The sequence below is a fragment of the Bradyrhizobium sp. Rc2d genome (assembly GCF_900099855.1).
In the GTDB taxonomy this organism is placed as follows: Bacteria; Pseudomonadota; Alphaproteobacteria; order Rhizobiales; family Xanthobacteraceae; genus Bradyrhizobium.
The window spans coordinates 82,098-95,196 of sequence record NZ_FNCU01000023.1; the positions used below are offsets into that span (position 1 = coordinate 82,098).

At 64.6% G+C, this 13,099-nt stretch carries 12 protein-coding genes; 3 read left to right on the forward strand and 9 right to left on the reverse strand.

Translation table 11 applies throughout. The features are described 5' to 3' along the window. Window positions 1-126 precede the first annotated feature (126 nt). The 5 genes from BLV07_RS26205 to BLV07_RS26225 form a co-directional block, all read right to left on the reverse strand. Window positions 127-3,225, reverse strand: coding sequence for a MexW/MexI family multidrug efflux RND transporter permease subunit (locus tag BLV07_RS26205; protein WP_091891592.1), 3,099 nt, complete (start codon window positions 3,223-3,225; stop codon window positions 127-129). A 69-nt stretch (window positions 3,226-3,294) separates the two neighbouring features. Beyond that, entirely contained in the window at window positions 3,295-4,485 is a 1,191-nt protein-coding gene (locus tag BLV07_RS26210) for an efflux RND transporter periplasmic adaptor subunit (protein WP_091891595.1), read from the reverse strand. Window position 4,486: 1 nt separating this feature from the next. Continuing rightward, the gene (locus BLV07_RS26215; protein WP_176945764.1) at window positions 4,487-5,173 is read right to left on the reverse strand and encodes a TetR/AcrR family transcriptional regulator; all 687 of its coding nucleotides are present in this window, start codon (window positions 5,171-5,173) and stop codon (window positions 4,487-4,489) included. 141 nt (window positions 5,174-5,314) lie between these two features. Beyond that, window positions 5,315-5,905, reverse strand: coding sequence for a thiamine pyrophosphate-dependent enzyme (locus BLV07_RS26220; RefSeq protein ID WP_091891601.1), 591 nt, complete (start codon window positions 5,903-5,905; stop codon window positions 5,315-5,317). Then, window positions 5,902-6,444, reverse strand: a complete 543-nt coding sequence (locus BLV07_RS26225; protein WP_091891605.1) for a phosphonopyruvate decarboxylase — start codon at window positions 6,442-6,444, stop codon at window positions 5,902-5,904. The genes BLV07_RS26220 and BLV07_RS26225 overlap by 4 nt, the downstream gene beginning before the upstream one ends. Window positions 6,445-6,550: 106 nt before the next feature. Between BLV07_RS26225 and BLV07_RS26230 the strand changes: the two genes are divergently transcribed. Together BLV07_RS26230 and rocD are read left to right on the forward strand one after the other, a co-directional pair. Beyond that, window positions 6,551-7,783 carry a cytochrome P450 gene (locus BLV07_RS26230; protein ID WP_091891608.1) on the forward strand — a complete coding sequence of 411 codons (1,233 nt, stop codon included), beginning with the start codon at window positions 6,551-6,553 and terminating at the stop codon, window positions 7,781-7,783. 228 nt (window positions 7,784-8,011) lie between these two features. Beyond that, window positions 8,012-9,226 (forward strand): ornithine--oxo-acid transaminase, encoded by a 1,215-nt coding sequence (rocD, locus tag BLV07_RS26235; RefSeq protein ID WP_091891611.1) that lies wholly within the window; start codon window positions 8,012-8,014, stop codon window positions 9,224-9,226. A gap of 171 nt (window positions 9,227-9,397) precedes the next feature. Here the strand turns inward: rocD and BLV07_RS46500 are convergent, their stop codons facing one another. Next, complete coding sequence (locus BLV07_RS46500; protein ID WP_176945749.1) at window positions 9,398-9,796, reverse strand: hypothetical protein; 399 nt, start codon at window positions 9,794-9,796, stop codon at window positions 9,398-9,400. Further along, window positions 9,793-10,227, reverse strand: coding sequence for a hypothetical protein (locus BLV07_RS48985; protein ID WP_244551214.1), 435 nt, complete (start codon window positions 10,225-10,227; stop codon window positions 9,793-9,795). The genes BLV07_RS46500 and BLV07_RS48985 overlap by 4 nt, the downstream gene beginning before the upstream one ends. 72 nt (window positions 10,228-10,299) lie before the next feature. Here BLV07_RS48985 and BLV07_RS48990 point away from each other — a divergent pair, with 72 nt between their 5' ends. Continuing rightward, window positions 10,300-11,220: a Spy/CpxP family protein refolding chaperone gene (locus BLV07_RS48990; RefSeq protein ID WP_244551215.1), complete on the forward strand. Its 921-nt coding sequence runs from the start codon at window positions 10,300-10,302 to the stop codon at window positions 11,218-11,220. 336 nt (window positions 11,221-11,556) lie between these two features. Here the strand turns inward: BLV07_RS48990 and BLV07_RS26245 are convergent, their stop codons facing one another. Together BLV07_RS26245 and BLV07_RS26250 are read right to left on the reverse strand one after the other, a co-directional pair. Next, window positions 11,557-12,387, reverse strand: coding sequence for a nucleoside phosphorylase (locus tag BLV07_RS26245; RefSeq protein WP_091891617.1), 831 nt, complete (start codon window positions 12,385-12,387; stop codon window positions 11,557-11,559). Window positions 12,388-12,408: 21 nt separating this feature from the next. Beyond that, window positions 12,409-13,077 carry an ArsR/SmtB family transcription factor gene (locus BLV07_RS26250; RefSeq protein ID WP_091891724.1) on the reverse strand — a complete coding sequence of 223 codons (669 nt, stop codon included), beginning with the start codon at window positions 13,075-13,077 and terminating at the stop codon, window positions 12,409-12,411. Between the last annotated feature and the right edge of the window lie 22 nt (window positions 13,078-13,099).

Below are 13,099 nucleotides of genomic sequence, written 5' to 3' on the forward strand. Positions count from 1 at the left end.
CCTAGCAAGAAGACCGGACCTTGTCTCTCGCAAGCGCGGGAACGGACTCTTGCTGGAGCCGAGAACGAAAAAGGGCGGCAATGGAGGTTAACCCATTGCCGCCCTCTGGATTCGCTCGGATGGGCCTCAGGTCGGCCGCAGGGCCTTGTCGGAGCCGAGGTCGAGGTCGGCCACCTGCTTGTTCCGCTCCGAATCGGCCGCCGCGCGATGGTCGGTCGCCAGCACCACATAGACCGCCGGCAGCACGAACAGCGTGAACAGCGTGCCGATCGACATGCCGGCGACGACGACCAGACCGATCGAGAAGCGGCTGGCCGCGCCCGCGCCGGTCGCGGTCAGGAGCGGGATCAGGCCCGTCACCATCGCGGCCGTGGTCATCAGGATCGGCCGCAGGCGGATGCGGGCCGACATCTCGATGGCCGAGCGGCGGTCGAGCCGCTCGTTGACCTGGAGCTCGTTGGCGAACTCCACCATCAGGATGCCGTGCTTGGTGATCAGGCCGACCAGGGTGAGCAGGCCGACCTGGGTGTAGATGTTCATCGTCGCCGCGCCGAAGAACAGCGGGATCAGCGCACCGACGATCGCCATCGGCACCGAGATCATAATCACCAGCGGGTCGCGCAGACTCTCGAACTGCGCCGCCAGCACCAGGAAGATGATGATCAGCGCGAAGCCGAAGGTGATCGCGAGCTGGTTGCCTTCCTGCACGTATTGCCTGCTATCGGCCAGATAGTCGTGGCTGAAGCCTTGCGGCAACTTCTTGGCCTCGCCTTCGAGGAAGTCGACCGCCGCACCAACGGTCACGCCGGGCATCGGCACGGCCGAGAACGTCGCCGAATTGAGCTGATTATAGTGCGTCAGCGAATTCGGGTCGGTCTTGGTCTCGATCGACACCACCGTCGACAGCGGGAGCTGCTGGCCGGTGTTGGTCGTCACATAGTAGCCGCCGAGCGATTCCGGCGACAGACGCTTGCCGCGTGGCACCTGCGGGATCACCTGGTAGGAGCGGCCCTCGAGGTTGAAGCGGTTGATGTAGTTGCCGCCAAGCAGCACCGCGAGCGTAGAGCCGAGGTTCTGCATGTTGACGCCGAGGTCCTGCGCCTTGGTACGGTCGATCGTGACCTTCACGTTCGGCTGGTTGAAGTTAAGATCGCTGTCGGAGACGATGAACATGCCGCTCTTGCGTGCGGCGTCCTTCAGCTTCTCCATTTGCTCATAGACCGTCTGGAATCCGGCGGTGGAGTTGATCACCATCTGGATCGGGAGACCGCCCGGCCCGCCCGGCAGCGGTGGCAGGTTGAAGGCGAAAGCCTGCACGCCCTCGATCTTGGAGAGCTCGGCCTGCACCAGCGGTTTCAGCTGGATCGACGAACGTTTGCGCTCGTCCCAGGGCTTCAAGAGCATGCCGGCGATGCCGCCCTGCGGGCCGTTGATGCCGTTCAGCACGAAACGCAGATCGGTCTCGGGGAATTTCTGGAATTCCTTGTCGAGCTTTTCGCCATAGAAATCGACATAGTCGATGTTGGCGTATTTCGGCGCCTTGGTCACCGCGAACACGATGCCCTGATCTTCCTCCGGCGCCAGCTCCTTCGAGGTGTGCATGTAGAGGAAGCCGACCAGGCCGAGGATCGTCACCGCGAACAGGCCGGTGATGGCCTTGTAGTCGAGCGAGCGATCGAGCTTGCGCCCGTACCACCGCGTGATCGCACCGAACACCCGGTTCACGAGCTTGGCGAAGCGGCCTTCTTCGGTGTTCTTCAGCAGCACCGAGCACATCATCGGCGACAGCGTAAGCGCGATCACGCCCGATACGATCACCGAGCCCGCCAGGGTGAACGCGAATTCGCGGAACAGCGAACCGGTGAGACCGCCAAGGAAGCCGATCGGAGCGTACACGGCCGCGAGCGTGATGGTCATCGAGATGACGGGGCCGACGATTTCGCGCGCGCCTTGCAGCGACGCCTGAACCGGCGTCTTGCCCTCCTCAAGGTGGCGGTGGATGTTCTCCACCACGACGATGGCGTCGTCAACCACGAGGCCGATCGCGAGCACCATCGCGAGCAGGGTCAGGAGGTTGAAGCTAAAGCCCAGCGCCAGCATCAGGGTGCAGACGCCGATCATCGATAGTGGGATCGTGACGACGGGAATGATGACCGAGCGGAGCGAGGCGAGGAACAGGAAGATGACCACGATCACGATGATCACGGCTTCACCCAACGTCTTCTCCACCTCGTCGATCGAGGATTGGATGAACTTGGTCGAGTCGTAGGCGACCTTCATCTTCATCGACGGGGGCAGATTGCGTTCGAGCTCAGGGAACAGCGCGCGCACGCCCTTGACCAGCGTCAGCGGGTTGCCCTGCGGCGTTGCTTGCACGCCGATGAAGATCGCATGCTCGCCGTTGAAGGCGACACTCGCGTCGGTGCTTTGGGCCGCAAGTTCGACGGTGGCGATGTCCTCCATCCGCACGAAGCCGCCGTCCTTGGCCTTGACAATCATCTTCTTGAACTGGTTGACGTCGGTCAGGCCCGTATTCGTCGAGACGTTCGAGACGATGAGATAGCCCTTGGCCTGGCCCGCCGCAGACTGGAAGTTGTTGGCAGTGATCGCGGCGGCGACGTCGGCCGGTGACACATTGCGGCCGGCCATCTTCACGGGATCAAGCCACAGCCGCATCGCGAAGGTCTGACCACCAAGAATGTCGGCCGAGGCCACGCCGTCGACGGTCGACAGCACCGGCTGCACCACGCGCGTCAGATAATCCGAGATCGCCGAGCCCGATAGCTCCTCGGACGAGAAGCCGAGATACATCACGGCCGTGGTCTGGCCCGTGGTCTTGGTGACGATCGGGTCGTTGGATTCCTTCGGAATCAGGTATTTGACCGAGTTGGTCTTGGCCAGCACCTCGGTGAGCGCCTGGTTCGGATCGAAGTTCAGCTTGATGTAGACCTGGATCGTCGAGGTGCCGAGCACCGAGGACGAGGTGATGTAGTCGACGCCCTCGGCGGAAGCGACCGCCTGCTCGATCGGCGTCGTGATGAAGCCCTGGATCAGGTCCGCGGATGCGCCGGGATAGACGGTCGTGATGTTGATGACCGTGTTCGATAGCTTGGGATATTGCCGGATCGGCAGCACCATCGCCGCGCGCAAGCCGATCAGCAGGATCAGCAGGCTAACAACGACCGACAGGACCGGTCGCTTGATGAAAATGTCGGTAAAGGCCATCGCGGCGATCTCGATTTCTATGTCTCAAGAAACGTGATCCGGCCGAGCCGGATCACGTGAATGTATTTGTCAGTAGCGCGGCGGCTGCGCCGGGATTGCCGGGGCCGGATCGGTCGAGATCGACACCGGCGCGCCCGATTGCAGCTTGAGCTGGCCGACCGCGACAACCTTGTCGCCCGCTTTCAGACCCTTGATGATCTCGACGCGGCCTTCGACCCGATTGCCGGTCTGCACGAAGGTACGTACCGCGGAGAGGCTGGTCTTGCCGTCCTGTTCCTTCTTCTCGGTGATCACGAACACCGAGTCGCCGTACAGCGTGTAGTCGACCGCCGTCTCCGGCACGGTGATCACGGCCGGCTTGTCCGGCAGCACCACCGTCGTGGTCACGAACATGCCCGGCTTCAGGATCCTCTCCGGATTGGCAATCGTCGCCTGCACGCGGATGTTGCGGGTGTCGGTCGAGATTTGCGGCTCGATCGTGGTGATCTTGCCCTCGAAGGTGCGCCCCGGATAGGCGTCGACCTTCAACCGCACGACCTGTCCAACCTTAAGGCTGCCGGAATCCTTTTCCGTCACCGTGAAGTTGGCCCACAGCTCCGACAAATCAGTCAGCGACACGATCGCGGTGCCGGCCGTCAGATACTGGCCGACCTCGACCTTGCGCATGCCGAGATCGCCGGAGAACGGCGCGCGCACCAGCTTCTGGGAGATTAGCGCCTCGGTCTTGGCGATGCCCGCCTGCGCCTGGTCGTAGTTGGCCTGCGCCTGGTCGACGGTCGCCTGCGGGCCAAACTGACGCGAGGCCAGCTGCTTGGCGCGGTCGAGCGACAGCTGGGCGACGGTCGCCTGCGCCTTGTAGTTGGCGAGATCGCCCTGCTCGGGCGTGTCGAACAGCTGCACCAGCGGCGTGCCGGCTTCGACACGCGTGCCCGGCTCGAACTTGATCTCGGTGACGCGACCGTTGACGTCGGCGGAGACGTCGACCTGGTGCACGGCGGCAAGGCCGCCGACCGCGGTGAGCAGGTTCGGCACCACTTCGGACTTCGCCTCGGCGGCGCTGACGGCGACCGGCGGCGGCTTGTTGTTGGCGAAGAACTGCTTGATCATCTGGCCACGGAAATAATTGAACCAGACGAGGCCACCGACGAGCACGGCCAGAAGCGTGCCGACGATGATGAACCAGCGCACCGGCCTGACCGGACGCTTCGGCGCTTTGTCGATCGGTTCGCCCGAAATCTTGTGTTCGGCTACGATGTTCATGTCATGCACTTTCTGCAATTGCCGTCTTGCCGGCACCGGCCGCCTGATTGTGGCCCAGATGCGAAGCAATTGCGGCGTCGTTAAGTCCGATACCCCTCAGGAGAAACTCACAGAGCTGCCGCTCCAGATCGTTTGCCTTGCCGTATGCAAGACAGGGCGCGGCCGGCAGCCTGGTCAGCGCCGCGGTCATCACCGAATGATGCGCGAACCAGAACAGGTTGAGCGGATCGCCAGTGCACGGCCGCGCGTCCCCGGCCGCAATCGCGCGCTCGAGCGACGTGACGAAGACAGCCCCGATCAGCGTCTCGATCTTGGCGTAAAGCAAACGGGCGAATTCACCATCATCCAAATGGCTCGTGGCCATCAACCGCAGGCGCTGCGCCTCTTCCTGGTCGGGCCCGTCCGCGATCGCGAGGAAATGCTGGACCATGCCGCGGATCAGCTCGACCAGGGTAGCCGTCGATGGCTCCCGTTCGAGCAAGTCCATCAGGGCCGGATCGGCCTCGCATTCGTCGCTCAGGATCTCGGCGTAGAGCGCCGCCTTGGACGGGAAATGCTTGAACAGCAGCGCCTCGGAAATGGCAGCGGCGGCCGCCACGCTCTTGGTCGTGGTGCCGTTATAGCCGTGTCGGGCAAAGCAGCGTTTCGCGGCACCGAGGATCAATTGACGCCTCAGGTCGCTCGTCATACGCAATGAGCTCATGTTAGTGAGTAAGCACTCACCCACGCAGAAGTCAAGCAATATGTTGCATCGCAACCTCTAGATTCAGTAGAAACTGGCTAGAGTACACGGCGCACGAGCAGGATGGGGCGCCGGGCAAGGCTGGTCCTAGATCGGCTGGAAGCCCAGGTCGCGACGGATCCGGTTGACGATGTAGGTCCCATCCCGGGTCGGCAAGATCCGCTCGACGCTCGCGCTGTCGATCTTCACATTGGCAAAGCGGGGGCCCACGGAGACGTCGTGGACGGCCTTTGCGAGGGCCTCGACCTCGGCCATGGTCGTGACGGCCCGGCTGTCCTCGATGCCGCAGGCCCTGGCGATGCCGACGAGGTCGGCGGCCGCGGAGGTGTGGCTGGTCTGGCCGCCGGTCTCGCCATAGGCCTCGTTGTCGAGCACGACGATGGAGAGATTGGCCGGCTTTTGCAGGCCGATGGTGGCGAGGCTGCCCATACCCATCAGCATCTCGCCATCGCCGGTGATGACCAGCACCGGCAGCTTTGGCTGCGCCAGTGCGAGCCCGAGCCCGATCATCGCAGCGCCACCCATGCCGCCCCAGAGATAGAAGTTGCGCGCATGGTCGCCGGCCGCGCACATGTCGTTGGTGGCGGCACCTAAGCCGCCGATCGCAACGACATCCTTGCGGTCCGCGAGCAGCGTGGACACCACCTGGCGGCGGTCGAGGAGATTGGCCTTGCTCATTTGGTGAAAACCTTGGCGCCGATCAGGCGCTGCGACAACAGGACGGCGGTGGGGGTGAGCGCGTTGTAGGCCTGCGCTGCGGCCGCCTCCAACACGGCCGGCACCTCGGCCGCGTTCGAGGCGCGCAGCACCTTGACCCCGGAGAGCTCGAACACGCCCTGCGTGGTCGATCCCATCGGCACCTGCCACGGATTGAACTCGCCCCACTCGCCGCGCATGGTGACGAGCGTGAGGAAGGGAAAGCGCAGGATCGGGATCAGCGACAGCATGTTGATGCAATTGCCGACGCCGCTCGACTGCATCAGCAACACGCCGCGCTGTCCGCCCGCCCAGGCGCCAGCGAGAAGTGCCACGCCCTCCTCCTCCGTCGTCAGCGCAATGCCGCGCATCGTGGAGGAGGCCAGCACGCGCTGGATCAGCTTCGAGTGACCGGCGTCGGGCACGTACGGCACCTGCCGGACGTCGAAGCGCTGCAATGTCGCGAAAATATCGTCGGGCCAATTCGGGGCCGTGTCGGGAGCGTCAGCGCGCGCGTGCATTTTCCTGTCCGGTCGGCTAGCAAAGACGGCGCGACTGTAGACGCATGCGTGCGTCGATCAGAACAACAAAAACGGCATATCGGCTTTAACCGGCGAGTATAACGGGATGAACGCAGATGCGAAGGAGCTGGCGGCAAGCTTCGATCTCGAGAAGCTGACGCCTGAGTTCTACGACAACCCTTATCCGACCTATCGTGCACTGCGGGAGAACGAGCCGGTCAAGCGCCTGCCGAACGGCACCGTGTTCCTGACCCGCTATGACGATCTCGTCACCACCTACAAGAACACCAAATCGTTCAGCTCGGACAAGAAGCGCGAGTTCGCGCCGAAATACGGCGACAGCCTGCTCTACGAGCACCACACCACGAGCCTCGTCTTCAACGATCCGCCCTCCCACACCCGCGTGCGCCGCCTGATCATGGGCGCGCTGTCGCCGCGCGCCATCGCCGGAATGGAGGGCGACCTCATCAAGCTGGTCGACGGCCTGCTCGACGCCATCGCTGCCAAAGGGTCTTGCGAGCTGATCGAGGACTTTGCCGCCTCCATTCCGATCGAGGTGATCGGCAATCTGCTCGACGTGCCTCACGAGGAACGCGCGCCGCTGCGCGACTGGTCGCTGGCGATCCTGGGCGCGCTCGAACCGGTGGTGTCGCCCGAAGCGGCGGCGCGCGGCAACAAGGCGGTACAGGACTTCCTCGCCTATCTCGAGACGCTGGTCGCGCGCCGGCGCCAAAAGCCCGGCAATCCCGAGCGCGACGTGCTGACGCGCCTGATCCAAGGAGAAGGGAGCGGCGAGGAGAACGGCGAGCGGCTGACCGAGAAGGAGCTGCTGCACAATTGCATCTTCCTGCTCAATGCCGGTCACGAGACCACCACCAACCTGATCGGCAACGGCCTCGTCGCGCTGCATCGGAACCCGGATCAGAAGCAGCGCCTGATCGACAACCCCGACATGATCAAGACCGCCGTGGAGGAGATGCTGCGCTACGAGAGCTCCAATCAGCTCGGCAACCGCATGACGACCGAACGGGTCGAACTCGGCGGCGTCGTGCTCGAGGCCGGCACGTCGGTGACGCTGTGTATTGGGGCGGCCAACCGCGACCCCGCGCAGTTTCCGGACCCCGAACGCTTCGACATCGCGCGCACGCCGAACCGGCACCTCGCCTTCGCCACCGGCGCGCATCAATGCGCGGGCATGGCCCTCGCGCGGCTGGAAGGCGCGATCGCGATCTCGCGCTTCCTGGCGCGATTCCCGAACTATGCCGTGAGCGGGCAGCCGGTGCGGGGCGGACGGGTCCGGTTTCGCGGCTTTTTGAGTGTGCCTTGCACGATCGGGTGAGGCCTCCAAACAAAAATGACGAAAACAACCCCATGCACAGTAGAGCCTGGGTCGGCGAACCATGCCCTGATGCTCCGCAGAACTACCGGACATTTAAGGAAAATCAGGCCGCGGCACGCAATCGGGCGCACGAAGGCTTCCAAGGCGGCAGGCTGATCCCCAGATCAAGCTGAAGGCCGCCGGTGCCGTCGGTTGACGCCCCCGCGTGCAGCAATGGAGTGACGGCAGATGAGCGCGTCGGTCATTGATTTCATCGCAACGGAAGCACGCTTTGGCGCCCGTAATTACGAGCCGATCGGGGTCGTCCTGTCGCGCGGCGAAGGTGTCTGGGTCTGGGATACCGAAGGCAACCGTTATCTCGATTGCCTTTCAGCCTATTCGGCGGTCAGCCAGGGCCACTGCCACCCCAAGATCCTGGCGGCGATGGTCGAACAGGCGCACAGGCTGACGCTCACCTCGCGCGCCTTCCACAACGACCAGCTCGCCTTGTTCTACGAGGAGATCGCGGCGCTCACCGGCTCCCACAAGGTGCTGCCGATGAACAGCGGCGCCGAGGCGGTCGAAAGCGCGATCAAGTCGGTCCGCAAATGGGGCTATGAGGTGAAGGGCGTGCCGGACGGCCAGGCCGAAATCATCGTCTGTGCCAACAATTTCCACGGACGCACGCTGGGCATCGTCGGCTTTTCAACCGACCCCGAGACGCGCACACATTTCGGTCCGTTCGCGCCTGGCTTCAGGATCATCCCGTTCGGCGACGCCGCGACGCTGGAAGAGGCCATCACGCCAAACACCGTCGCCTTCCTGGTCGAGCCGATCCAGGGCGAAGCCGGTGTCGTCATTCCTCCAGCCGGCTATTTCACTGAGGTGCGGGAGCTCTGCACCGCCAATAACGTGATGCTGGTGCTCGACGAGATCCAGACCGGGCTCGGCCGCACCGGCAAGCTGCTCGCCGAACAGCACGAGGGAATCGAGGCGGACGTGACGCAGCTCGGCAAGGCCTTGTCCGGCGGCTTCTATCCGGTGTCGGCCGTGCTCTCGAACAACGACGTGCTCGGCACATTGAGACCCGGGCAGCATGGCTCGACCTTTGGCGGCAATCCGCTTGCCTGCGCGGTGGCGCGCGCGGCGATCCGCGTGCTGGTCGAGGAAGGCATGATCGACAACGCGGCCGGGCAGGGCGCGCGCTTTCTGGAAGGCTTGAAGGACATTCGTGCCAATACGATCCGCGAGGTGCGCGGACGCGGCTTGATGCTGGCGGTCGAGCTGCATCCCGAGGCCGGGCGCGCACGCCGCTACTGCGAGGCGCTTCAGGCCAAGGGCATCCTCGCCAAGGATACCCATGAGCACACGATCCGCATCGCCCCGCCGCTGGTGATCACCAGCGACCAGGTCGACTGGGCGCTGGAGCGGCTCGCCACCACCCTGACGCAGGATTTCTCTTGAGGCTGCCTGCGTCGGAAGATCGCAATGGCTGAAGCGGCCAACAACGAACGATTTCGCCAGCTGCGCGTTGAAATGTTGTGGGCGATTACGAGCTGGGAGCTGCAATCATGCTTCCGCGTGGCTTTTGCTTTACGGCTGTTTTAGTTGGTGTCTCGATGCTGTCGGCGAGCCTCAGTGCGTTCGCCCAAGGACCCGGCCAGGGACACGGAAGGGGCGGACCACCCGGTGCGGGCGCAGCGCCGGCAGCTCGGCCAGCAGCACCACCGGCCATGGCCCGTCCGGCGGCGCCAGCCATGGCGCGTCCCGCCGCGCCGGCATTCCATCCCCCGGCCATGTCGCAACGACCGGCCATGCCGCAACATTCGGCGCCGCATATCGCCTCACCGCCATCGCGCCCGACCCCGCATTTCGCTGCACCGCCGTCCCGCCCGACACCACATTTCGCTGCACCACCGTCGCGGGCGGCCCCGCACGTGGCGGCTCCGCGGCCTGAAATCCATCGGGCGCCGGCAGCAGTGCAGCGTCCGGCCATGGCACCCCAGCGGACGCCGCATATCGCAGCCCCCTCACGCCCCAGCGCGCCGGCGGCCGCGAGCGAGCGGCTGTCGCGGCGGGATCAGATCGAACAGCGCGCGCAACAGCGCCAGCAGCAGATCCAGCAGCGCCAGCAGGTGGTGCAGCAGCAGCAGCGCGAGATGCTGTCGCGCCAGAGCACAGAACGGCAGAGCCGCATCGATCGCATGCAGCAGCGCGTCCAGCAACTGCAGTCGCAGAAGCCGGAAGGCCTGCGGGCGCAACGCGCGCAGGAGCGGATGCTGCAGACGCAGAACCGGCTGCTGCAGCGCGAACAGCGCTTGCAGCAAAGTGATCAGGCGCGCCTGCAGCGGTTGGGACCTGAGCCGACGACGGTTGGGCGAGCCGCCACGGCCGCCGCTGTGCAGGCTGCCGAGCGCGGGCGGTTTGCGGAGCGCTTCCGTGAGCAGGCCGCTCCGCAGACCCAAGCCGCCCTCCTCACCCGCCAGAGCGGCTGGGCTCCCCGGCAGGCCTGGCGTCACCGTCATCCCGCGGTATTCGTGGCGTGGCTTGGGCCGGTGTTCTGGCCATACGCTTACTCCGACATTTTTGACTACACGTTCTGGTCCTATGCTTATGAGCCCGGCTATTGGGCGTACGCGTATGACGACTTCGTCGACACCGTGTTCTGGGGCGGTGACGGCCCCTATTCCGCCTTTGCCAGCACCAACCCGTATGATTATCCGCAAGCTGGCGGCGGCGGCCGCGCCCGGCCGCGCGCCAGCGTGAGCCCGCAAACGCTACAGCAATTGTGCGGCACGCCGGACAAGGGCGTGACAGCTTGGCCGCTTGCCGATATCGCGAAAGCAGTGCAGCCGACGCCGGAGCAACGCGCGCTGCTCGACGAGTTGAAGACTGCGGCGGCCGACGCTGCCGGTGTGTTCAAGGATTCCTGCGCGGAGACTTATGCACTGACGCCGCCTGGCCGCTTGCGCGCGATGATGAACCGCATCAGCGCGACGCTGGAAGCCGTCAAGATCGTGCGACCGGCACTGGAGAAGTTCTACAACTCGCTCAGTGACGAACAGCAGGCCCGCTTCAACGCGCTCGGCCCCAATGTCGGCGACCGCTCGTCACAGCAGCAGCAAGCCAGTGCCGAGGGCTGCGGTGATCCCAAGTCCAGCCTGACCCAGTTGCCGATCCAGAGGATCGAGGCCGTGCTCCACCCCGCAGGCAAGCAGAAGGAGGCGCTCGACCGCCTCGGCGAAGCGACAGCGAAGGGCGTTCAGGACCTGCAGGCGGCCTGCCCGAACGATGTGCCCCTGACGCCGGTCGGACGGCTGGAGGCGATGCAGCACCGGCTCGAGGCCATGCTGACGGCCGCCAAGCTGGTCGAACCTGCACTGGACGAGTTCTACGCCACGCTGAGCAGCGAGCAGAAGGCGCGCTTCAACACGCTGCAACAGGTCGCAAGCCCGTGAGGGCAGCGTCGCGTTCTCGCGTTGCCATTTGCGCAGCGGTCGAACGAAACGGGGTGAGCGCGATGCGATTTGGATGAATCGTCATCGCGCTTTAGGTTGTTGTTTGCGCATGATCTTTCCGGAAAACCGCTTCGCACTTTTCCGGATCATGCCTTAGGGCATGTACTCATCAAGCGGCTGGCCGATGTCCGGTTGACCCCTAACAGCGGCCCAAGAGCGGACATTCTCCGAGGTCGCAGATGGCCCGGAGCCGGAGACCTCAAGTTCAGTTATGCTCCTGGATTTTTACCAACGGCCGTGAGGCAAGTGAGGTTTCGGCCGAGTTGCCTTCCTGATTCAGCTTGCTGAAGTCGCCGACCAGCCGCGAGCCGCAGCGGCAACGACCGCGAGCGTCGCCTTCGCGCCGTCGGCCTCGCCCTTTTCGAAGTCGCCTTCCGTCTGCGCCATCGCATTCGTGACGTGCGCGAAGCAGACGACGGGACGGCCGCTCGCCGCGCTGAAGGCATAGAGAGCAGCGGCTTCCATCTCGACGGCGAGTGTCCCCAGATCGCGCGCACGCGCGATCGCTGCTTCGGTTTCGCGGTAGGGCGCATCGGTCGTCCACGTCGCACCCCGATGCAGCGTGATGCCCGGCAGAGCCCGCCCGGCCTGCTCGACCCGCGCGAGAAGCGGCACGTCGGGTGCTTCGGCGAACGTGGAGCCGGGTAAATAGTGATAGCTCGTCCCTTCGTCGCGCAGGGCGCGGTCGATCAGGACGAAGTATGGCGTGGGTCCGATTGGGGTGATTTGTCCGGCGGACGTCACGCTGACCAGCAGCCGGCAGCCTGATGCGAAGAGCTGCTCGGCGACCAGGACGGCGAACGGAGCGCCGACGGCGCAGCCGACGATGCCGACCTCGCCGAGGCCGTCGAGATCGAAGGCAAGAAGTTCGGTGTGATAGCAGGCCCAACCTTCATGGGTACGGCCGGTGCCGGTCCGCTTGAGGTGACGGACAACATCACCGTCCGGATCGAGCACGCAGATTTCGGGGACAGCGAAGAGCGGCAACTGCCTCTGCCGACGCGCCTCCCTCAACAGGGCTTCGGGCCGAAACACCGAGGGCGCGTTGAGGTCCTTCAGGCCAACAATCGGCCACGCGGCTTCTGCGCGATAAGGCTTATCATCCATGATGCACCAGATCCGCTTGTCTTAAGCGACGGATTCGACCGGCAGGCCGGCGGCTTTCCATTCGGGATAGCCGTCCTCGAGCCGACGGACGCGATAGCCGCGCGTCCGGAGCGCTGCGACCGCTTCGAACGAAAGGACGCAATACGGACCGCGGCAATAGGCGATCACCTCACGGCCTTTCGGAAGTTCGCCGAGGCGTCGTTCCAGTTCGGCGAGCGGGATGTTGAGCGCGCCCGGCAGATGGCCAAGGGCGAACTCGTCTTCGGGACGGACATCAAGCACCGTGACCAGATCGTCGTGCAACCTTGCGACCAGGTCATCTCGCGAGACCGGTTCGAGCGCGTCGCGGGCCTGGAAGTAATCGGTCACGACGCGGCCGATCTCGGCGATATTCCGCTCGCCGACCCGGCCCAGGGCCTTCATCAGCGCGACCACTTCGGCCTCGCCGGCCAGGCGATAGAGAACGTGTTTACCGCGACGCTCCGTCTCGACCAGGCGCGCACGCCTGAGGATCTGCAGATGGCGGGAGGTGTTGGCGAACGACAGATGGGCGCGGGCCGACAGCTCCTCGACGCTGCGCACGCCCTGCGCGAGGTGCTCCAACAGCTCAAGCCGGTGCGGATGGCCCAATGCCTGCGCCACCTCGGCGAGGTTCTCATAGATCGCGTGTTTCGGTCCGGTACTTGACACGGCAGCCCTTGAATATATCATT